At 54.4% G+C, this 21721-nt stretch carries 23 protein-coding genes; 15 read left to right on the plus strand and 8 right to left on the minus strand.

Annotated elements, in window-relative coordinates:
• Positions 1-71: 71 nt before the first annotated feature.
• Both KNP82_RS07975 and KNP82_RS07980 read left to right on the plus strand, forming a co-directional pair.
• Positions 72-920: a lipoate--protein ligase family protein gene (locus KNP82_RS07975; RefSeq protein WP_029594627.1), complete on the plus strand. Its 849-nt coding sequence runs from the start codon at positions 72-74 to the stop codon at positions 918-920.
• A 4-nt stretch (positions 921-924) separates the two neighbouring features.
• Positions 925-1770, plus strand: coding sequence for a DegV family protein (locus tag KNP82_RS07980; RefSeq protein WP_029594625.1), 846 nt, complete (start codon positions 925-927; stop codon positions 1768-1770).
• Between the two features lie 51 nt (positions 1771-1821).
• Here KNP82_RS07980 and KNP82_RS07985 read toward each other — a convergent pair whose 3' ends face one another.
• Complete coding sequence (locus KNP82_RS07985; protein WP_029594624.1) at positions 1822-3771, minus strand: glycoside hydrolase family 3 protein; 1950 nt, start codon at positions 3769-3771, stop codon at positions 1822-1824.
• A 326-nt stretch (positions 3772-4097) separates the two neighbouring features.
• Between KNP82_RS07985 and lipA the strand changes: the two genes are divergently transcribed.
• Positions 4098-4997 carry a lipoyl synthase gene (lipA, locus tag KNP82_RS07990; protein ID WP_328585781.1) on the plus strand — a complete coding sequence of 300 codons (900 nt, stop codon included), beginning with the start codon at positions 4098-4100 and terminating at the stop codon, positions 4995-4997.
• Positions 4998-5015: 18 nt separating this feature from the next.
• Positions 5016-5846, plus strand: a complete 831-nt coding sequence (locus KNP82_RS07995; RefSeq protein ID WP_029594622.1) for a lipoate--protein ligase family protein — start codon at positions 5016-5018, stop codon at positions 5844-5846.
• A 56-nt stretch (positions 5847-5902) separates the two neighbouring features.
• Here the strand turns inward: KNP82_RS07995 and amyS are convergent, their stop codons facing one another.
• The 5 genes from amyS to KNP82_RS08020 all read right to left on the minus strand — a co-directional run bounded on the left by amyS (position 5903) and on the right by KNP82_RS08020 (position 10747).
• On the minus strand, positions 5903-7420 hold the full coding sequence (gene amyS, locus KNP82_RS08000; protein ID WP_236355757.1) for an alpha-amylase: 1518 nt from the start codon (positions 7418-7420) through the stop codon (positions 5903-5905).
• A gap of 198 nt (positions 7421-7618) precedes the next feature.
• Positions 7619-8146 carry a DUF2812 domain-containing protein gene (locus tag KNP82_RS08005; RefSeq protein ID WP_029594620.1) on the minus strand — a complete coding sequence of 176 codons (528 nt, stop codon included), beginning with the start codon at positions 8144-8146 and terminating at the stop codon, positions 7619-7621.
• On the minus strand, positions 8143-8475 hold the full coding sequence (locus KNP82_RS08010) for a PadR family transcriptional regulator (RefSeq protein WP_029594619.1): 333 nt from the start codon (positions 8473-8475) through the stop codon (positions 8143-8145). The genes KNP82_RS08005 and KNP82_RS08010 overlap by 4 nt, the downstream gene beginning before the upstream one ends.
• 113 nt (positions 8476-8588) lie before the next feature.
• Positions 8589-9716 (minus strand): YfbR-like 5'-deoxynucleotidase, encoded by a 1128-nt coding sequence (locus KNP82_RS08015; RefSeq protein ID WP_029594618.1) that lies wholly within the window; start codon positions 9714-9716, stop codon positions 8589-8591.
• Positions 9716-10747: an ion channel gene (locus tag KNP82_RS08020; RefSeq protein WP_029594617.1), complete on the minus strand. Its 1032-nt coding sequence runs from the start codon at positions 10745-10747 to the stop codon at positions 9716-9718. The genes KNP82_RS08015 and KNP82_RS08020 overlap by 1 nt, the downstream gene beginning before the upstream one ends.
• 103 nt (positions 10748-10850) lie before the next feature.
• On the opposite strand from KNP82_RS08020, the gene KNP82_RS08025 reads away from it, so the two are divergent.
• From KNP82_RS08025 to KNP82_RS08050, 6 genes are all read left to right on the plus strand, one after another.
• On the plus strand, positions 10851-11309 hold the full coding sequence (locus KNP82_RS08025) for a hypothetical protein (protein ID WP_029594615.1): 459 nt from the start codon (positions 10851-10853) through the stop codon (positions 11307-11309).
• On the plus strand, positions 11306-11671 hold the full coding sequence (locus tag KNP82_RS08030) for a hypothetical protein (RefSeq protein WP_029594614.1): 366 nt from the start codon (positions 11306-11308) through the stop codon (positions 11669-11671). The genes KNP82_RS08025 and KNP82_RS08030 overlap by 4 nt, the downstream gene beginning before the upstream one ends.
• Positions 11668-12891 (plus strand): glutathionylspermidine synthase family protein, encoded by a 1224-nt coding sequence (locus KNP82_RS08035; RefSeq protein WP_029594613.1) that lies wholly within the window; start codon positions 11668-11670, stop codon positions 12889-12891. Before KNP82_RS08030 ends, KNP82_RS08035 begins: the two co-directional genes overlap by 4 nt.
• Positions 12888-13301 (plus strand): DUF350 domain-containing protein, encoded by a 414-nt coding sequence (locus tag KNP82_RS08040; protein WP_021066039.1) that lies wholly within the window; start codon positions 12888-12890, stop codon positions 13299-13301. The genes KNP82_RS08035 and KNP82_RS08040 overlap by 4 nt, the downstream gene beginning before the upstream one ends.
• 61 nt (positions 13302-13362) lie before the next feature.
• Positions 13363-13872, plus strand: a complete 510-nt coding sequence (locus KNP82_RS08045) for a hypothetical protein (RefSeq protein ID WP_029594611.1) — start codon at positions 13363-13365, stop codon at positions 13870-13872.
• Positions 13873-13894: 22 nt separating this feature from the next.
• Positions 13895-14443 carry a hypothetical protein gene (locus KNP82_RS08050; protein WP_029594610.1) on the plus strand — a complete coding sequence of 183 codons (549 nt, stop codon included), beginning with the start codon at positions 13895-13897 and terminating at the stop codon, positions 14441-14443.
• Positions 14444-14504: 61 nt separating this feature from the next.
• On the opposite strand, the gene KNP82_RS08055 is transcribed toward KNP82_RS08050, so the two are convergent.
• On the minus strand, positions 14505-15605 hold the full coding sequence (locus tag KNP82_RS08055; RefSeq protein ID WP_021066037.1) for a globin domain-containing protein: 1101 nt from the start codon (positions 15603-15605) through the stop codon (positions 14505-14507).
• A 189-nt stretch (positions 15606-15794) separates the two neighbouring features.
• Between KNP82_RS08055 and KNP82_RS08060 the strand changes: the two genes are divergently transcribed.
• Entirely contained in the window at positions 15795-16235 is a 441-nt protein-coding gene (locus KNP82_RS08060; protein ID WP_021066036.1) for an RrF2 family transcriptional regulator, read from the plus strand.
• Between the two features lie 22 nt (positions 16236-16257).
• Here the strand turns inward: KNP82_RS08060 and KNP82_RS08065 are convergent, their stop codons facing one another.
• Positions 16258-17190, minus strand: a complete 933-nt coding sequence (locus KNP82_RS08065; protein WP_029594609.1) for a ring-cleaving dioxygenase — start codon at positions 17188-17190, stop codon at positions 16258-16260.
• 119 nt (positions 17191-17309) lie between these two features.
• Between KNP82_RS08065 and KNP82_RS08070 the strand changes: the two genes are divergently transcribed.
• From KNP82_RS08070 to gshAB, 4 genes are all read left to right on the plus strand, one after another.
• Positions 17310-17519, plus strand: coding sequence for a helix-turn-helix transcriptional regulator (locus tag KNP82_RS08070; RefSeq protein ID WP_029594608.1), 210 nt, complete (start codon positions 17310-17312; stop codon positions 17517-17519).
• The gene (locus KNP82_RS08075; RefSeq protein WP_021066033.1) at positions 17516-17980 is read left to right on the plus strand and encodes a hypothetical protein; all 465 of its coding nucleotides are present in this window, start codon (positions 17516-17518) and stop codon (positions 17978-17980) included. The genes KNP82_RS08070 and KNP82_RS08075 overlap by 4 nt, the downstream gene beginning before the upstream one ends.
• Before the next feature lie 133 nt (positions 17981-18113).
• Complete coding sequence (locus KNP82_RS08080) at positions 18114-19442, plus strand: MATE family efflux transporter (protein WP_029594607.1); 1329 nt, start codon at positions 18114-18116, stop codon at positions 19440-19442.
• The gene (gene gshAB / locus KNP82_RS08085) at positions 19426-21717 is read left to right on the plus strand and encodes a bifunctional glutamate--cysteine ligase GshA/glutathione synthetase GshB (RefSeq protein ID WP_029594606.1); all 2292 of its coding nucleotides are present in this window, start codon (positions 19426-19428) and stop codon (positions 21715-21717) included. Before KNP82_RS08080 ends, gshAB begins: the two co-directional genes overlap by 17 nt.
• Positions 21718-21721: the final 4 nt, after the last annotated feature.

Genomic DNA, 21721 nt, shown 5'->3' on the forward strand with positions numbered 1-21721 from the left:
TGGATTCGACTTCTAGCGCGTGGTTCCTCCCATGTTATAATGGGAAGGAAATTATTTATTGAAAAGGAATTATGTATATGACCCATCCATTATTACGACAACCGACCTACCGTGTCATTGACCAGTCTTCGCTCGGTCCGGCGTTCCAAGCCGAGCAATCGTTCGCGACGGACGATACGCTCTGTGCCTCGACCGCGACGTCAGGTGCCGTCCTGCGGGCCTGGGTTCATCTAAACACGGTCGTGCTCGGGATTCAAGACGCCCGTCTGCCCCACTTGGCAGATGGCATCCGTTTGCTTCATGAACACGGCTTCCGTCCTGTCGTCCGCAATTCAGGAGGACTGGCCGTCGTCTTAGACGCGGACGTGTTGAACTTATCTTTGATTTTACCCGAGAAAGACGGGATTCAAATCGATAGCGGCTACGAGGCGATGACATCACTCATCCAACTCATGTTCCAAGATGTGACGAACGAGATCGTGCCTGGCGAAATCGTCGGCTCATACTGCCCGGGCAGCTTCGATTTGTCGATTGACGGCAAGAAGTTCGCCGGCATTTCCCAGCGCCGCGTCCGTGGCGGCGTCGCCGTCCAGATTTACTTGAGCGTCCGCAAGAGCGGAAGTGAACGGGCCGCGCTCATCCGTGATTTTTATGCGCAAGCCATCCAAGGTGAAGCGACGCGCTTTACCTATCCGGCCATTGTCCCTGAGACGATGGCGTCACTCGAGGATTTGCTAGGAATCCCGCTCACTGTCGATGACGTGTTGCGTCGCGCCTACACCGTCCTCGGTGGCATGAGCCGGCTCATACCTGGCACGCTCGATGAGAACGAACAAGCGACGCTCGCGACCCAACTCGACCGGATGTGGAAACGCAACGAACCGATTCGCGACATTGAACAACAATTAGCAGAGGAGTGACCGCATGTTTAAAATCATAACCGATACCGGAGCCGATTTGACCCAAGACCAAGTTATCGAGTACGGCCTCGAGGTATTGCCACTCGGCGTCATCATCGACAACGAGGAATTTTTAGACGGGGAAACGATTCAACCGAAAGACGTGTACGACGCGATGCGGAACGGCAAGACACCGAAGACGTTCCAAATCGAGGCGGCCCGACTTGAGCATTGTTTCCGCCAACATCTCGAATCAGAAATCCCGTTCCTGTATCTCGCTTTCTCGGGCGAGCTCTCGGGTACATACCAGACGGCCGTCATGGTCGGCAACCTACTTAAAGAAGAATACCCGAACAGCACGTTCCATATTCTCGATACACGTGCCGCGTCCGTCGGCCAAGGGCTGTTCGTCAAGACGGTCGCCGAGTATGGCCAAGACCATACGTATGAAGAGACGGTCGCCTACGCGACGTCGCTCGTCGGCAAAATCCGGCATTTGTTCACGGTCGAATCGCTCGAGTATTTGATGCGCGGCGGCCGTGTCTCGAAAGCGAGCGCGTTCATCGGGGATTTGTTGACGATTCTACCACTTTTGACAGTCGAAGACGGCAAACTCGTCCCAATCGAGAAGGTGCGCGGTCACAAGAAAGTGTTACGCCGCATCGTCGAATGGATGACCGAGTCGAAACCGCTCGTCGAGGGTGGGCATGTCTTCATCGGTCACGGGGACGACCCGGTCAAAGCCGATCAGTTCGAGGCGTTGTTACGGGAACACGTGAACCCGGCGAGCGTCACGAAGACGATCGTCGGTTCGGCCATCGGGGCGCACACAGGCCCAGGCCTTCTCGTCGTCGGCTATTTCGAGGCGTGACAATCAAACGAAAAACCGCGAGTACCCTCATGGGGCACTCGCGGTTTTAGTTTACTTGTTCCAGTTGCGGAATCCGTCACCAAACTCGAGGTGCAAGTCGTCTCCGAACACGCCGTTCTCAAACGTCGGTACGTCGACCGGGAGTTTGCCCGTCGGTTTCACTTCACCGAAGATGGCGCGAATGCCGGCCGGGAGGTTCGGTCCTGCCGATTTGGCATTGCCCGCCTCTGAATCCGGTCCGTTCGGGTCACCTTTGAAGCCGTAGATGATGAGCTGGGCCGGTGCATCCGGCTGAACCGCCACATCGTACGGGTTGCGCAGGCTGAGCAAGACTGACTTCTTGCCCGTCTCGTTGGCGTAACGGAACACTTCGGCCGGCACGTAGTTGTCAGCCGACGTCGATTTCAGCTTGGCGCTGTTGTTCACGTTCGAGCCGACGATGATATAGTCGGCCGCGTCGAGTTTTTCTTTCAATGCCGGGTTTTGATCCAAGTGCTTCGTCGATGCCGTATAGTTCGCGGCGATGACGTTCACGTCTTTCATGTTGCCGGCGTTCTTCTCAAGTGACTTGATCGTCTTGATCATGCTGTCCGTCTGGTCTTTCGCCGGTGACAGGACGAGGACCGTCTCGCCTTTTTTCGGTTTGAACGGAAGCGTCTTATCATCGTTTTTCACGAGTGTGACGGCCGCTTCGGCGATTTCACGTTCTTTCGCTTTATGCTCGGCACTGCCGACGACCGCATTCGCCTCAGCAAGTTTCGCTTCAAGCGTCGTCGTGTCGACCGATTCTTGCCAAATGCCGCGTTCCGCTTTGAGCGTCAAAATCCGTTCGACGGCCGCATCAATCTTGTCTTCTGACAGGCGTCCATCCTCGACGGCCGCCATGACGTCTTCAAAGATCGTCTCGAGCTTCACGACGTCCGCGTTCGACCGTAAAATCGTCGGCATGAGCGCGATATCCACGCCCGCATCGAACGTCTTGATGACCGCTTCGGCTTCCGTGAAGTTATCGGCAATCGCCTGCATGTTCAACGCATCCGTGATGACGATACCCTCATAGCCCATGTCTTCACGCAAGACGCCCGTGATGACGTCATCTGAGAGCGTCGCCGGGAGTGGGAACGTGCCGCGCGGCGAGTTGACGACCTCATCCTCGATTTGCGGCATCCCGATGTGTGCCGTCATTATCATATCGATGCCTTCGGTGATGGCCCGTTTGAACGGTAACAGTTCAAGTCCACGCAAGTCCTCGAGCGATTTGTCGACGATCGGAAGTCCGTAATGCGAGTCGACCGCCGTGTCACCATGACCTGGGAAATGCTTCGCCGTCGCGGCGACGCCCTGGTCTTGGATCCCTTGTGTCATCGCCGAGCCGAGCTCGCCGACGAGTTCTGGGTCGCTCGAGAACGAGCGTACGCCGATGACCGGGTTGGCCGGGTTGTTGTTGACGTCTAGCACCGGACCGAAGTTGACGTTCACCCCGAGAGCGTTCAACTCCGAACCGATAATATTCCCCGCGTCGTATGCGTACTGGCTGCTCCGTGTCGCCCCGAGCGCCATGTTACCCGGCAAGTTCGTGCCCGTTCCGAGACGTGTCACGATTCCACCCTCTTGGTCAATCGTGATGAAGAGCGGTACGTCGTTGCTTTCGTCTTGTTTGACGACTTCTTGGAGGTCGTGGACGAGTTTCGTCGTCTGTTCGGTCTCGGTCACGTTTTCCGCGAACAAGATGACACCCCCGAGGTCAAACCGATCGACGACGCGCGCCACATCTGTCGCGAGTGCCGTATGGTTCGCCCCGTTCCATAATCGGAAGTCTGGCATGATCATTTGACCGAGCTTTTGTTCAAGCGTCATCGACGCGAGCTTGGCGTCCACACGCTGCTCAATCGACGTTGCTGGCGTCTCCTCCGCTACGACCGCAGTCGCCATCGGGACCGATGAGACGAGTAGCGCTGTCGTTAGCCCCAGTGTCGCCGTCCAGTTCAATGCTTTGTTCATGTTCCCCACTCCTTTTTTGAAAGTTTCCCCGACCCCCAAACAAAAAGGCATGGAGGAAGAAGCGTTGCCTCACCAACGCTCGTTCACCCCATGCCTGATCGTATCAGTTACATATGGTCCTTATTCAGGTGGTCAACGTCAGTATAGCAATTCAAAAAATGGGAAACAACACTTCGCATGAAAGCGTAACCATTTTGAAATATATGTTCTGTTTTGACACACATCCAAGCTGTATTGGCAAAGCCAATAATTTCGCTGGTTCGAATTCGTCCTCATCTTTGGTAAACTCTTTTTGTTAGGGGTTAACTTTCAAAAAGGGGGAAATCATCTTGGCACGAGGGGAACTGAAACGAAAGCCGGAATGGTTAAAGATTAAACTGAACACGAACGAGACATACACCGGTCTCAAAAAGATGATGCGCGAGAAAAATCTACATACCGTCTGTGAAGAGGCGAAATGTCCGAACATCCATGAATGCTGGGCCGTCCGCCGCACCGCGACGTTCATGATTCTTGGAAGCATCTGCACCCGCGCCTGCCGCTTCTGCGCGGTTACGACGGGCAAGCCGAACGAACTCGACTGGGAAGAACCGAAACGCGTTGCCGAGTCGGTCCGCCTCATGAACCTGAAGCACGTCGTCATCACGGCCGTCGCCCGCGACGACTTGAACGACTACGGAGCGACGGTATTCGCCGAGACGGTCCGCGCCGTCCGTGCCATGAACCCGGAGACGTCAATCGAAGTGCTCCCGTCCGATATGATGGGTGACTTCTCGGCGCTCCAGACGCTCATCGATGCCGGCCCGGACATCATGAACCATAACTTGGAGACGGTCCGTCGTTTGACACCGAGAGTCCGCGCCAAAGCGACGTACGACCGGACGCTCGAATTTTTAAAACGGTCGAAAGAACTGAACCCGGACATCCCGACGAAGTCGTCCATCATGGTCGGACTCGGCGAGACGAAGGAAGAGTTGATTCAAGCGATGGACGACCTCCGGGCCCATCACGTTGACATCCTCACGCTCGGCCAATACTTGCAGCCGACGAAGAAGCACCTCGACGTCGAGCGCTACTACCATCCAGATGAGTTCGCCGAGCTGAAAGAGATCGCGTTGGCGAAAGGCTTCTCCCACTGTGAGGCCGGACCGCTTGTGCGTTCCTCGTATCACGCGGACGAACAAGTCCACAAGGCACGTCGCCATACGATGTTGCCAATCGATTAAGAGAAAGAAGAGACCGATATGACTGGAACGACATGGCATTTGCTCCACACCGCCCCGCTGTCCCCGGCCGAGAACATGGCAATCGATGAAGCCATCGCCGGCTGGGTCGCACGCGGCGACATGAAACCGACACTCCGTTTTTACGCCTGGGCACCGCACGCCATCAGCGTCGGACGCTTTCAACGGGCGACGCGTGATCTTGATCGCGAGGCGCTTAACGCGAACGGCATTCCCGTCGTCCGCCGCTTGACCGGGGGACGGGCCGTCCTCCATGCGGACGAATTGACGTATAGCGTCATTCTGCCTGAGACGATGCCGTCCTTGCCGACGAACGTCATCGAGAGCTATCGCCTCCTGACCGAAGGGGTGCGGCGCGGCTATCATGCGCTCGGCGTTCCGGCCGAATTCTCGGTCCCCTTGACCGAGGCCGATCGCGAGGCGCTCCGAAAACCGAAGTCGGCCGTCTGTTTCGACGCCGCCTCGTACTATGAGCTCGCTGTCGACGGAAAAAAGATTGCCGGGAGCGCCCAAGTCCGCCATCAAGGCGCAGTCCTTCAGCACGGGTCAATCCCATTGTCGATTGATGATGACGTCCTGTTCGACTGTTTCAACCTCGAGGCCGATGAAAAGGCCGAGGCGAAGGCACGTTTCGGCGACAAGGCCGTCTCGTTGAACGAGACGCTCGGCCGGAAGGTCGCGTTCGACGAGGTCGCCGCAGCTTTCACGGACGGGTTCCGCGACGCGTTCGATTTGACGTTCGAACCGCTGACGTTCACCGAGGCACAACAACATGAGATTCAGGAACTCGTCGCCAAATACGAGAGTGACGAGTGGGTCTGGAAACGCTAAATTCAAACAACACCCGATCGAAGAGAGGATCACCTCACTTCGATCGGGTGTTTTCGTTATTGTTGCGTATAAATCGAGACCGAGCCTCCGTTGACGAAGAACTGACCCCAGCCGTCAGCATTGATCGTGACGAGACGGGCGTTGTTGTTCGTCATGTCTTTCCATACCTCGCCGGCGTTCTGTTTGCCGACGTACATCCACTTCGAGCCGCCCGGACCGTCCGATAGAATCGTCGCGAGACCCGATTTGGCACGGTCGGTCACACCTTCACGTGTCCAGCCGATGACGTCCTGATGATCGAGGTAGTCATGCTGCGTCCCGTAGGCGAAGTCTTTTCGTGCCTTCAAAATCGGTTGGAGCGTGCCCGACATGTTCGGGATTTCGCGGTTCGTCGTCCCTTTCGTGCCGTAATAGTCTCCATAGAAGAGGGCCGGATAACCCTGACCGCGCGTCATGATCGTCGCGTAGGCAAGCGGTTTGAACCAGTTGGCGACCGTCGACTCGAGCGACTGGCCCGGCTGTGAGTCGTGGTTATCGACAATCGTCACGGACAGCGACGGATGCTGTTCGGTGACGGTGCCTTTCAAGATGTTGCGCATATCGTAATACCCGCCGCCGTTACCGGCCGCTTGGAAGTTGTAATGGAGCGGCACATCGAAGACGGAGTGCGTGTAGCCCGTCTTATACAGATAGTCGTTGATGGCACCGAGATCGTTCTTCCAATACTCGGCGACCGTGAACATCTCTTTCCCGGTCGTCTGGCGTACGCTCGTCACCCACTCCTTCAAGTACGAGTGGCTGATATGTTTGACCGCATCCAACCGGAAACCGTCGAGCCCGAGCGAGTCGGCGTACCATTTGCCCCAGTTCTTCATCTCTTGGCGGACCTCGGGATGCTCGAAATCGACGTCGGCATACATAAGATAATCATAGTTGCCGTTCTCGTTCGACACGTCCGTGTCCCACGCCTTGCCCGTGCTCTTGAACTTATAGATGCGGCTCAAGCTGCGTGACTGATCCCAATCGGTACCGTCAAAATGGTACCAGCGCCATTTGAACGGCGAGTATGTATTGTTGCGCCCCGCGAAGTTGAACCCGGTCCAGGCCGAGATGCCATACTCACCGGACGTTTCTTGGTTCCGGTTCGACGGATTGACCTCGATCGCCTGAACGGATTCGGTATAATCGGCCCCGCCCTTGTGATTCATGACGACGTCGCCGTACACACCGATCCCTTTACCGCGCAAGTTCGAGATGGCGGTCTGGAGCTGCGCTTTCGTCCCGTACTTCGTCCGGGTCGTCCCTTTTTGGTTGAATTCGCCGAGATCGTATAAATCGTACGCCCCATACCCGACATCGTTTTGTGACGTGCCTTTGTACGCCGGCGGAATCCACACCGTCGTCACCCCGATGTCTTTCAAGTGCTGCGAGTCGTTCGATAGTCGGTTCCAATGCAGCCCGTCGTTCGGGACGTACCATTCAAAGTACTGCATCATCGTACCGTTTTGCGGCGTCGCCGCCTGTGCGACCGGTTGCCCGGCGAGCAGTGCAATCGCGGTGACACCAGCCGTCATCGCTAACCCTTTCCGTCTTTTACCCATGCCCGTTCCTCCTCTTCAAAATGAATGCAAGCGCTTTCATTAATTATCATGCCCGATTCTATTTTGGTTGAATAGAGGATTTCCATAAAACAGTTCTCTGCGCCTAACTATTTTTTTCTTGAATAGTTCAGTCGACCAAAACAAAACGGATGGCTTGTGCCATCCGCCTAGTCATTCATTCCGTTCCAAACGTTTTCGCTTCACGAGGAAACCGAGATACGGGAGTCCTGTGAAGACGAGCCCGATGACGACAAGCGTCTGTAACACCAAAATGATGGCTTCCGCCGTCTGCGGCCAATCCAATTGGAGCATGAACACAAATCCAAGTGATAACAGCAAGCAGATGAGCGCACACCGCCCCATCGCACGCTCGACTTGCCCATATTTCTCTTGGGTCGTCTGGCGATCCGTATACAGAGGCGTCGCGTCCGGACTGCCTTTGAACACATGAATCTCATCGCCGGTCGACGTGACATGTTCCCATCCGCTCGCGGCGAACAGCTCAAAGTAATCCTCGTCCGGTTGTTTGCGATAATCGAGACTATAGCGCACGTCCATCGGTTCCCCTTCGACGAGCGTATAGCCGAGTGGAGCGAACTTCTCTAAATGCCAGCCACGAGCTGCCATCTCCCCTAGCTTTTTCATTTCCCGCTCTTCGGCGAACGCCAATCCCCAACTCGACATATATTTCCGTTTCATCGGTGTCCCTCCCCGTCTAAAATGAAGCGTGCATCGTCAACGATCGCTTGCCGTCGTTTCAAGTCTTCCGCCACGAGGGCACGGCCTTGCGCCTTGATCACATAGCGTTTCTGCTTGCCGTCCCCGTCAATCGGCTCAATCAGTTGCGCGTTCACGAGCTTCTTGATGATGGTGTACATCGACGCCGGTCCGATTTTGATTCGTCCGTTCGTCAACTCCTCGACGAACTGCATAATCAAATAGCCGTGACGCGCCTCGGTCAAGGCGAGCAGGATATAGAGCATGCTGTCGGTCAATTCTCCGAGCTCGATTGTGTCGTTACGTGGCATCCCGCCACCTCCTATATCATTCATTGATATATCTTACTCTCAATATATATCTTTTAATGATATATGTCAATAAATGATATAAAAAAGCCGCAGACAGTTCGTCTGCGACCTTGTTAACTAGTGACGTAATCTAAATCGTGCAAGATGTAAGCTAAAAAGAACAACATGCTCGGGTTCTCGTAGCGCATCTGCACTTTACGAAGTTGCTCCCGATACGTGACCTCGTACTCAGCCCCGTTCATCTTCCGCTCCATGTTCATCTTGATGAGCGCGTCGAGTTTGTCCATCATATCGACGAGCATGCCTTCATACGTATCATCTTTCGAATCGGCCATATAGCGGCGGAACGCCGGCTGCATATAGTCCGGGAGGAGCGACAAGAGCGCCTCGCTCTCGGTCCGTTCGTACGCCTCGAACGCCGCACCGGTCTCCGCGGTCGAATGTTTCACCGGGCCGAGCACGTCACCGGTCACCCCTTCGACGAGGTCGTGACAGAGAAGGCGGGCCGTCAATTCGGCGACATCGACGTCGACGTCATATTTCTCGCGTTCCAACAAGCCGCTGAACAGCCCGAGCGCGGCCGCCCGGAATCCATGGATGGCGTCGTTATCGTCGATCGTATTGAAACGGCCTTTCCACCGTCTTACACTGTCCATCCGCATGACGTTCTCGATGAACGTCGCCACGTCGGTCTCGGCCTCGACTTGTTCATAGAGCCAGCGGACCGATTCGAGCGGATGATCGCGCAGGGCTGCTTTCATCTCTTCAAGCTTCGCGACGAAATGAGGCGAGCCATGTCCGACTTCCCGGCGGACGAACAGCATCGCGTCGAACGAATCGATTCCATCGACGAGCCGTCCTTCGAATGAGTCGTCCTCCGCCTCGACGAGGAAACGATAAAAATGCGGCCGGAGCGACTGCGACAACAACTCGACGAGTCCGAGACTCGCCGTCCGCTCCATCCGTTCGATATGTTCTTTGAGCGTCGGTTCTTTTTTCGTCCGGTGCATGATTGGACCGGTCTGCACTTCATTCATATCATGGAACAGCGCCTTGCCGAGCACGTCGAGCAAGTTGACGTCCCGTCCTTTGTTCTCTTCGTAGTATGCCGCGATTAAGCTGAAGACAGCGACGCGGAAACTGTGGCTTGCCGCATTGTCATGATAATGCGGTGCATACTCGTCCCATCGTTGCACGTTCTGCATGCGTGTCATCTTACGGATAAACGTTCCGTTATACATCAAATTCCTCCTTGGTTCAGTCGCTCCCACGAGTCATCGTGACAGACGACGTACAACATATCGTTCGCTTGAAGCGGTGTATCGAGCACCGTCGCGTAATCGAGACGGTCGTTGACGGCGATTAACGTGACGCCTTGGTGCAACAAGCTTTCCGCTGCATCCCGAATGGTCGTCCATTCTGGTTTCGGCGCGAGCGCCTGGATGTTGCCGCCTGACTGTTTACTAAGCAGCTGACGGAAAATCGATGTCGTCCCCGGCTGCAGCGTCGCTTTCGCCATGAGGAGTGACACCGAGTCGTTCGCGAGAATAAAGTCGTCGATTCGGACGTGTTTGAATTTCGAGATGTTCCGTTCCTCGCACACCTCAACGACCGTATGCAAATCGACGCCGCGTTCAGACGAGAGCGCTTCGACCGCTGACGCGATGAGCAACGATTTCCCGTCGGCGAGGAGTGTCTCCGTGATGCGGGCATCCGCGAAGATGGCGACCCGGCGCGCCTTTAAAATATTGGCCTGCAAGAGTACGGCCTCGTCCGACGCGTCACCATGGACGAAGTGGACGTTGTCGTGGTCGTACGTTTCTTCCTTCAACTGATCGATTAAGACGATCTCAGCCTTTGGCTCATAGATGAGCACTTCATCAATCGCTTTTTTCGTCTTCGGCGACCAGCCGATGTAGACGTAATGCCCTTCTCCTCGATACACTAACTTCCCCTCCCGTTTTAACCGTTGAAACGTCGCACCGACTTCAACGAGTTTTCCAATCAACGCCCCGATAATCCCGATCCCGAACAGGAACAAGAAAATCCCGAGCCAACGTCCCGCGACCGATGTCGGGAAAAAGTCACCATATCCGACGGTCGTGAGCGTCGTCATCGTCCACCAGAATGAGTCGAACATCGACGGGAACGTCTCCGGTTCAAGCACAAATCCGAGGACGGTACCGGTCAAGATGATGACGAGCGATGCCAGGACGACGTTCAAAAACGATAATTTCGATAACCCGCGCCAGACACGAAAAAAGATATGCACAGAAAAACCCCTCCTTTTCCTATATACTAGAGACAACTTACTTGATTTACGAAACCACCTTACATTCGGTTCCGTATAGAAAGAAAAAAGAAAGGACGACGTCATGAACTCAATCGTTTTGGAATATCGACTCTATAAAAATGAACTTTCGTTCGAGCCACTCTACCATTATACATCGCTCGGCCTCGATGAAGTACTCGCCCGCCGCGAATGCGAATTTTTCGTCAAGGACGGCATGACCTACAAACAGCGCTCATCGGCGCTCGAAGGCGAACAATACTTCTTGATTTACGTCGACCGCTACACGGAAGGCCCCGTCGACAAGCACGAGACGACCGACATTAAAGTCGAGATCCGGACGCTCGACGACCGGTTCGACAACCCGATGCTCGAGGCGTATTACGTCGATCGGCATCTCGACGCACTCGCCATGATCGGCAGTCAGTATTTGTACGTCGCCGGCAAAGAATATGAGCGCGACTCGGCCGAGACGGACGAAGATCGTGGCGTCTATGTCATTTACGTCACCCCTACAGGTTATACATTGGAGGAATCAACATGAAGACAAGCAAAAAAATCTTGAGCGGTCTGTCGGCTGCTGTCTTGACCGCATCGTTAGCGGCTTGCGGCACCGACGAAACAGAACAAGCGACGTTACCGGAAGAACCGACCGGCTATGAATGCGACGATTGGGACTGGGATGATGAGACGGAGTCATATTACTGTGACGATGATCGCTCCCCTCACTTCGGGAGCTTCTTCTTACTCGGTAGCCTATTCAATTCAAAGAGTGCATTGAAGAACTCCTCGGCATATAAAAATTACCGCTCGAACGGTGGCGCCAGCAACATCACCCCGAACAAATCAAACTCAGGCTCCAACTCGGGACTCGGTAGCGGTTCAAAAGGCGGCTTTGGGGGATGAAGCGAGACGCACTGTTTGGCCAAATCCCTTTCTTTTGGTCTGACTTGAACGACGAGGAGTACGCTCTTTACGACTGTCTTACCATGTCTACGGACGCGGTGGGGCAGATTCGGAAAGCGACGCGTGACGTCGATGCGATTTTCCGTAAGACGAACCGCCTATTGCGCACCCTCCCGGACGATACACTCCGCTTGCTCGGTTATCCTGAGGCGAGCCTACCGTTCCTGCGCGACAAGGCGCTGCCGCAAGAGACGATTATCGGTCGCTATGACTGGATCGTCAAAGACGGCACCCTCAAGTTGATGGAATTCAATGCCGATACACCGACGTTCATCAAAGAACTGTTCGACGTGAACGGCTATGTGACGACAGAATTCGGGCTCGACGACCCGAACGCGGCGTCGACCGAAGAGCTCAAGGCCGAACTTCGAAAAGCCGTCATCGCAGCGTGGCAACGACTCGACCGGGATGGGACACCGAAAATCGTCTTCACGGCCCATGACGACAACATCGAGGACAAATGGACGACGCGCTTCCTTCAAGAGACGCTCGATTTACCGTCCGAATTCGTCCCGCTCGACCGATTGCTCGTCAATGCGGACGGCGTCTTCACACCGTCCGGGGAAAAAGTCGACGTGTTATATCGTCAGACGTACCCGATCGAGCATCTGGTCGACGACCGGGCACCCAATGGTGATTTGATTGGCATCCGCCTGCTCGAACTGAACGCAGCCAAACACGTCTCGGTACTCAATCCGCTCTCGGCGTTTCTCATGCAGTCCAAAGGCGTCCAAGCGCTCATTTGGGAACTGTATGAGGCCGATACATATTTCGACGAAGCGGAACGTTCCATCATCGAGACATATTTTTTACCGACGTATCTCGAGCCTGATCCGTTTATCGGCCAGAGCGCGTACGTGCAAAAGCCCGCCTTCGGCCGGGAAGGCGACTCGGTCATCCTCTACGACCAAGCCGGCGTCCCGTTTCATAAAGAGACACTCCAGACGTACGCGGACGAGACGGCGGTGTATCAACAGTTCATCGAGCTGCCGACCCGTCTGACGAACACGGTCAACGGTCCGTTCGAGACGCACTACATGGTCGGCTGTTTTTGCTTGAACGGCCATCCGTCCGCCCTCGGCGTCCGCGCCGGCAGCATGATTACGAATAACCAGTCTTACTACTTAGCCATCGGCACAACAAAGGAGAATAACTTATGACGTTCATCACGCTCGATTCCATCTTGAGCTTCCTCGCTCACCTCGGCACAGGGTTTGGCCTGATTTTAGCCGGACTCGTCGTCTTCGCCCTTACGACGAAGTATTCGGAACGTAAATTGATTAAAGAAGGTAACGTCGCCGTCGCCTTGAAACTTTGGGGGAAAGCAATCGGACTCGCCATCGTCATCTACACGGTGTGGGCGAACAGCGTCAACCTGCTCGACGCCTTCATCTGGGGACTCGTCGGGATTCTTGCCCAAGTGCTCGCCTTCTGGACATTTGAATACGTCCTGACACCAGGCGTGAACTTAGAGAAAGAAGTCGAGAACGGCAACCTCGCCATCGGGATCAGCCTTTTCTCCGCCTCACTCGTCGTCGGCATCATCGTCGCCGCGAGCTTGACGTACTAATCAAACAGCCCATGCGCTCAGGATTGAGGCATGGGCTGTTGCTATAGAAAGGAAGAGACAAATGTTCAAACGAAAAATTATCGGAGTGTTGCTAGCTTGTATCGCACTTATCGCCTTGATACAAAACGGACCTACATTTTTAGAGAATCGAAAGCTTGATCGCTATTTGGCTGATGACGGGTTTCACGCCTATACATACGATCAATTTGATGAATCAAACCTCGCACTGTTCACAAATGAGGACGAGACAATGCTTGGACTCGCCGAAATGAGTGGTGACGGGTATAGTGCCACAACTGTCGAGACAGTCGATGCAGCTCCGTTCGACTATATCGAGCTTGAACATGAAGGCACTTATTATTGGGGGGTGCGTCTCCACAACAACCCTCAAAAAGTGGCTTCTCTCCGCATCATCGGAGAGCGTATGCAAGGAGAACACGTCCTCAATCGTCCCGAAGAGGATACATTTTCTAAATATCATATCTTGAAATTACATAACGTCCCTCAAGAAGATTGGACGATTCAAACGTTAGACCAAAATGAGCAAGTCATTGACTCGATCGATTTCTGAAAACTGAACAAGGAGAGGCAAAATGTCAAAACGTGGACTCGCATTATTCCTTACAGGTATGATCATCATCATCGCCATTTCAGTCACGGCCGGTATCCGGTCTTATAACGACGAACAACGAAAACAAGCATCCGAACAGGTACAACAAGAATTGAACGACCAGATGACTGCCCAAGGGTGGTCTGCTTACGAATACCATAAATTAGAAGGATCGACCGTCACGCTATTCACGAACGCAGACGACACGATTCTCGGTCTAGGCATCATGAAAACGAACGGTGAGTTTAGTAGCTCGACCCGTGACACAATTGAAGAAACACCATTCGACTGGGCTCATCTTGGCAATGGAACAGACGAATACCTTGGGGTTCGGTTGAACAATCAACCCGAAGACGTCGTGTACTTGCGGTTACAGAATTCCGATTGGAGTAAAACCTACATGGTCAACGATCCTCGAGACGAAGGATATATCAGGACTTACTTGATTACTCTAGAGAAGACGCTACTTGGCGACTGGACAATCGAAACGCTCGACCGCGACAAAAACGTGATCCACGCTGAGCAACTATAAAAACCGCAAACCGATAACCGGTCTGCGGTGATACGACGACTGTTTTCGCAGTCGTCCTTTCTTATGCTCTAGCGAGTACGGCTGATGGACCGAAGAACTCGTAACGGGCTTGTGGAATCGTTTGGACGACCGTCTCCATCATCGCGGTCGGACCGCACGTGTAGACGTCGTGTCCCTCGACATCAAGTGCTTCGAGTTGTGTCGCACTCATGCAACCTGATACGTCATCGACGTGTGTGATGAGCTGGAGACCAGCGTTCACAAGTTCATCGAGCTCTTCACCGAGCGGACGGAGGTTCGTGCTGCGGACAGCATGGAGCAACGTGACCGAACGGCCTTGACCGAGTGCCGTTTTCGCCATGTTGAAGAGCGGTGTGATGCCAATCCCGCCAGCGACGAGTGTGAGCGGACGATCCGATGCTTCGAGCACGAATTCGCCAGCTGGGGCACTCACTGGAATCTCCGTACCGACCGTCTGCTCATGGAGCCAGTTTGAGACGAGACCTTCCGCCTTCGGAGCAATCCAGTAGCCGTCTTCTGTCGTCTCGACGACGCTATATTGGCGATGGTGCAAGATGTCTTCCCCAGCAATACGGGCTTGAACCGAGATGTATTGACCTGGGATGGCCATCCCGACGACGCCGTCGTTCGCTTTGATGTGGAATCGTTTCACTTCCGGTGTGTCTTCAATCACTTCAGCAACCGTGAACGGTTTGAAACCGATCCATGGTGCATCATCGTACATCTGTTTCTCGAGCGAGATGAAGACGTCGGCGATGACACCATATGCTTTCGCCCAAGCGTCGATGATATCCGGCGTCGCTGCTTCACCGAGCACGTCTTGAATCGCGCCGAGTAAGTTTTGTCCGACAATCGGATAATGTTCTGGCCGGATGTTCAAGCTCTTATGTTTATGAAGTGCCGGTTGGATGGCCGGAAGGATCGCTTCGAGACGATCGATATGGACGGCTGCCGCATAGACGGCGTTGGCGAGCGCCTCTGGCTGACGACCGCGTTTTTGGTTCGTATGGTTGAAGAATTGACGGACTTCTGGGTTGTTTTCGAACATGCGCTTATAGAAGTGACTCGTGATGGCGACACCATGGTCTTTCAAGACCGGTGCGGTTGCTTTGACGATATCCATGGTTTGTTGATCTAACATTTTGTTTCCCCCTTTTTGAAAGTTCATGTTCATTATGTGAGGTAAGTCACTTCAAAAGCAATATATAAAATACTTGTTTAGATACAAGTTCAAATTTCCGCCTTGAATCCGCCACGCTTTTTTCACATCTTCCATCATCGCGCTTTCAGACGATGTCTTGTACAATGAACGGATAAGAGGTGAAACAACATGCGGCTCACGCAAACGTGCGATTACGCACTCCGAACACTCATGTATAGCGCCACGTTCTCCCATCGTCTCGTAACGATTCAAGAAGTGGCGGACCAATATCAGATTTCAAAGAATCACGTCATGAAAGTCGTCTATGAGCTTGGCAAGCATGGGTATCTCGAATCGGTGCGCGGCCGTGGTGGCGGCTTCCGGCTCGCCCGACCGATGGAGGACATCAACGTCGGCGACGTCGTCCGGACGATGGAACCGTTCGAGCTCGTCGAATGCTTCGGGGAAGGACGATGTGTCATCGCACCCGCATGCGACCTGCGGAGCGTCTTGAACGAGGCGATGCTCGCGTTCCTGCACGTGCTCGACCGCTATACGATTGCCGACCTCGTTGCCAACCGGACGAACGAACTGGCCATGTTGCTAGGCATACAAAACCCGACGGACTGAAATAGTCCGTCGGGTTTGTCTGTTATAGCGGTTTTAATTTGGCCTCAATCTCGGCTCGTTGTGGCTCAAGAAACGGTGGTAGCGCCAAACGTTCTCCGAGCGTCTCGACTGGTTCGTCCGTCGCAAATCCAGGGCCGTCCGTCGCGAGTTCCACCAAAATCCCGCTCGGTTCGCGGAAATAAATTGATTTAAAATAATAACGATCGATTAGGCCCGAATGACTGATGCCGAATGAATCGAGCCGCTCGACCCAACGCGCCATCTCGTCATCATCCTCGACGCGAATCGCGACGTGGTGGACACTGCCTCGTCCTGGACGCTCCGACGGTAAATCGGGACGGTCGACGAGATGAATCTCTGTCGCCACACCGCCATCCCCCGTCTCGAACACACGAACCGATTGACCGTTCCGTTCGAACTCAGACGCGAAGCGATAACCGAGCACGTCCGTCAGCACCCGCTCCGTCTTCTCAATTCGCCGTACCGTCCACTCGCTAAATCCGAGGCCGAAGACGGCGACGTCTGCCGGCACCGGTCCGTTTTTCCGCGGCGTCCCTGATCCGCCCTCGACGAGACAGAGCCGTTGCCCCTCCTCGTCCTCGAAGTAAAGCGTCGGACGACCGAGCACATCCTCTAACGGATCATGGAGTACACCGAATTCGAAAAATCGCTCAAGCCAGTACGACAATGCCCCATCCGGCACCCGAAGCGCCGTCCGCGAGATGCTGCTCGACCCTTTATACGTTTGCCCGAGAAAAGGCAGCTCGAAGAACGTCAAATCCGTCCCCGGTGTCCCCGATTCATCTGCGTAAAACAAGTGATACATCGATGGATCGTCTTGGTTGACCGTCTTTTTGACGAGTCGCATCCCGAGTACCTCCGTATAGAATCGCAAGTTCTTCAACGCGTCCCCTGTCATCGCCGACACGTGATGTTGTCCAAAAATCGCCTTCATCCGACTTCTCCCCTTTCAACTTTGATTATATTGTACCATCCACAAATAAGTAAAGTTAGCTTTACATTAAGTAAAGTTTACTTTACACTGAAGATAGAAACAAGAAATGAGGTGGCGGCATGCCATTAATCAATCGCGTCAAAGAGTTGCGGGCCCGGCATCAATTGACTCAAGGTGACTTGGCGGCCAAAGTCGGTGTGACGAGACAGACGATCATCTCGCTCGAAAAAGGGATCTACACGCCGTCGCTTATGCTGGCGATGCAAATCGCCCGCGTATTCGAGGAACCGGTCGAATCTATTTTCACAATCGAGGAGGAAACAAATTGAAACACGTCGTCATCCAATCCATCTCCAGCATCATCTTGTACGTCCTGATGGCATTTCTGTTCAGCTCGTTCTTGTCTGACGTGTCGACCGTCATCGAGACCGACCGATTCGAAATTGAGTTTAACTTATTGCCGCTCTTGCTGTTAGTCGGCTTCTTTATCATTTGGACAATCTATTCGTTCAAGACACGCCCGAACCAAAACTTAAGCTTTGGCCAATGGTCGGTCCGGATGACAGAATTTAGCGAAGTCGACGAACGCGAGCAGATCATCACGGCGAAAGCGACGAAAGCCGCCTACGTCTCGTTCGGGATTACTGTGCCGCTCCTCATGGCGTCATTCATGTTTTATCCGCTGTTCGAGAACGCGCTCCCCGCTTATCCGATTTACGCACTCGCCTCGACACTGATCATCTCGACACTCGTTTATATGACGACTTGGATCCGCGCCTATACCCATTAAGGAATTCACATCGAATTCCTTTTTTTGTGTCGATTTTTCGTCGAGTCGTTCCCTACGATTGCGAATTCAGTCACGTCGTGCTTATATATAACTAAACGGTTATATACTAAATGTATTGAAGGGGTCTTTCATCGTGAAAACCATCGATTTGACGACCGGTCAGGTTCAACGCGTCATCGTGGCGCTCGCCCTCCCGCTCGTCGGCAGTTCGCTTTTACAGTTCACGTATAGTCTCGTCGATATGTTCTGGGTCGGTGCGCTCGGTAGCGACGCCGTCGCCAGCATCGGCGCGGCCAGCTTTTATATCATGCTCGGTCAGGCGATTCAATCCCTTATCGTCGTCGGCGCCGGCATCAAAGTGTCGCAAGCCGTCGGACGACGAGATCAGGCGTTGATTCAGCGCTACATCCGGGCCGGGAGGCGGATGAACCTCGGCCTCGGCCTGTTATTTGCCGTCCTCCTCGCCGGGTTCGGCCAGACGCTCATCGGATTTTTGAACATGGACGCCCCACCTGTCGAACGATTGGCGTACAGTTACTTGCTCGTCAGTGCCCCGATGCTCGTCTTCTCGTTTGCCAACCTATTCTATGCCCGTCTGTTTAGCGCTTACGGCAATACGACGACAGCAATGCGCATCAACGCGACCGGGGTCACTCTCAATATGATCCTGTCGCCGCTCTTCATCTATCCACTCGGACTCGGGGTCGTCGGTGCCGGTCTCGCGACGCTCGTCGCGAACGTTGTCATGTTCGGCTTCTTCTGGCACCGAGCCCGCCTCTTGTTCGACTGGGAGGAGACGGTCGAACCAAATCGCACGGACTATACAGAGATTCTTCGCCTTGGTTTCCCGATGGCGACGCAACGTGTCTTGTTCACCGTCATCAGCATCTTCCTCGCCCGGATGATTGGTTCGTACGGGACAGAGGCAATCGCAGCCCAGCGTATCGGATTACAAATCGAATCGATCGCCTATATGATGATCGGCGGACTGAACGGGGCCATCGCGAGTTATACGGGGCAAAATCTCGGCGCCCGCAAAGTGGACCGGGTCCATGAAGGCTACCGGGTGACGACGCGTCTCGGTATCCTGTATACCGGGCTGATCACCCTCGTCTTTCTGTTCGTTCCGGACGTCCTCATCGGGCTATTCGTCGATGACCCGACAACGATTGACATCGGCGCGAGCTATTTACGTATCATCGGGATTTCGCTCATCTTCGCCTCATTTGAGATGATCGGGAACGGCTACTTCTCGGGACTCGGCCTGCCAAAAATCCCGGCAACGATCTCCATCGTCTTCACCGTTGCCCGCATCCCGCTCGCGCTTGCCCTCGAACCCTATCTCGGTCTCGATGCCATTTGGTGGAGCATCGCCATCTCAAGCATCATCAAAGGGCTCGTCTCCGTCCTCTATGTCCGACTAATGAAAAAGGAAGTGACTTCCCTTGCAGAAGCGATTTAATGACCTTACTAACCAGTTGTTGCGTGGCCGGTTCGCCATCGAGCGTGAGATGCTCCGCGTGACCCCTGAAGGGACGCTCGCCGTCACGAAACATCCGACAGCACTCGGTGACAAAGCGACGCACCCGTATATCACGACCGACTTCTCAGAAAGTCAGATTGAACTGATTACCCCTACGTTTCCGACCGTCGAAGCCGCGCACAACTTCTTACAGACGCTGTACGATGTCACGGCACTGAACATCGGCGATGAACGGCTCTGGCCACAGTCGATGCCGTGCGCGCTTCCGGACGGCGGCGTCATCCCGCTCGCCGACTTTGGCAGCTCTGGGATCGAGGCCGGACGCTATCGGGAGCACCTGCTCCAAAAATACGGGGCGAAAAAACAGCTCATCTCAGGCATCCATTTCAACTTCTCGTTCGCAGACGAGCTGATTGAGGCGCTCTATGAAGGATCATCCGAGCACTACGAAGGCTTCAAGAACAATTTGTATTTAAAACTCGTCCGCAACTATTTACGGACACGTTGGCTCGTCGTCTATCTGTTAGGCGGGACACCAGCTGTCCATACGAGCTATGAAGAACGTTGCGTCAGTCAGATGCAGGCGCTCAGCGAGGACGTGTATTCGAATACGACGGCGTTGTCATACCGGAATAGCGATTGCGGCTATACGAACGTCGAGCCGCTCTATCCGGACTATTCAACGCTCTCAGACTACACCGCGAGCGTGCGCCGCTTCATCGCCCAAGGTGACATCGCCAACCCGAACGAGCTCTACTCTCCGATTCGACTGAAGACGTCACAGGGCGGCAATGACTTGGAACGACTCGAGACGAACGGCATCGATTACATCGAGATTCGCAACATCGACCTCAACCCGTTCGAGAAGACCGGGATCGCCCTGTCCGATTTGAAGTTCCTGCACGTCTTCCTGCTCTACTTGACGTTGAAAGACGAGACACGGTTCGCGGACTGGCAGGCCGAGGCGTTCCACAACCAGCAACGCGTGGCGAAAGAAGGGCTATCCCCTACGCTCTTGCTGCATCGGGACGGCGAGGCGGTGGCGCTTCAGACGTACGCACGCGATTTGCTCGACGAAGTCGAAGCGTTCAATGAACGGTACACTCTGGGATTCGATGACGTCTTCGCCTCTGTCCGGAAGCGGGTTAACCATGTCGAGTCGACGTATGCGGCTCAATTGACGAATATCATGACAACCGAAGGCTACACGGCCTGGTCGCTCCAGCAAGCGGAACTATTCTATCAAGATGCGTACGCCAACCGGTTTCGGGTGCACGGCTACACGGACATGGAGCTATCGACGCAGATTTTGATAAAGGCGGCGCTGAAACGCGGCTATGCCGTCGACGTGATCGACCGTGACGACCAATTTCTCCGCATCCGCCACGGTAACCAGACCGAATATGTCAAACAGGCGACGAAGACGTCGAAAGACAATTACGTGTCGATACTTATGATGGAGAACAAGACAGTGACAAAACACGTACTCGCCGAACATGGCATCCGCGTGCCGGGCGGGGTCGAGCTGCGCACTGAAGCTGATTTACAGGAAGCCTGGTCTACATTTGCGGACGAGCCGATCGTTTTGAAACCGAAATCGACAAACTTCGGAATCGGCATCCACATCTTCAAAGACGGCACGACGTTCGAGGAGGCGCGCGGGGCGTTCCGTCATGCCCGTTCGTTCGACGACGTCGTCCTGCTCGAGACGTTCCTGCCCGGGAAAGAGTATCGTTTCCTCGTTATCGGTGACGAGGTCGCGGGCATTTTGCACCGCGTCCCGGCGAACGTGACCGGGGACGGCGTGTCGACGATCCGTGAGCTCGTCGACAAGAAGAATGAAGACCCGCTCCGTGGCAAAGGCTATAAGACACCGCTCGAGAAAATCGACATCGATGACATCGTCGTGGCGTTCCTCCGTCCACAAGACAAGACACCGGACAGTGTCCTCGCCGATGGTGAGCTCGTCTTCTTGCGTGAGAACTCGAACATCAGCACGGGCGGGGACAGTATCGACTATACAGACCGGATTGCCGATTCCTACAAACGAATTGCGGTCGAGTCCGCCCGAGCCATCGGCGCGACGATTTGCGGGGTCGATATGATGATTCCATCGCTCGAGCGTGAAGATGACTATGGCATCATCGAGCTGAACTTCAATCCGGCCATCCATATCCATTCCTTCCCGTACGAAGGCAAGGAGCGGCCGATCGGCGAGACCGTGCTCGATTTGATATTTGACGGAAAAGGTTGAAGAG

This window comes from Exiguobacterium sp. s26 (genome assembly GCF_018618235.1).
GTDB lineage: Bacteria > Bacillota > Bacilli > Exiguobacteriales > Exiguobacteriaceae > Exiguobacterium > Exiguobacterium chiriqhucha.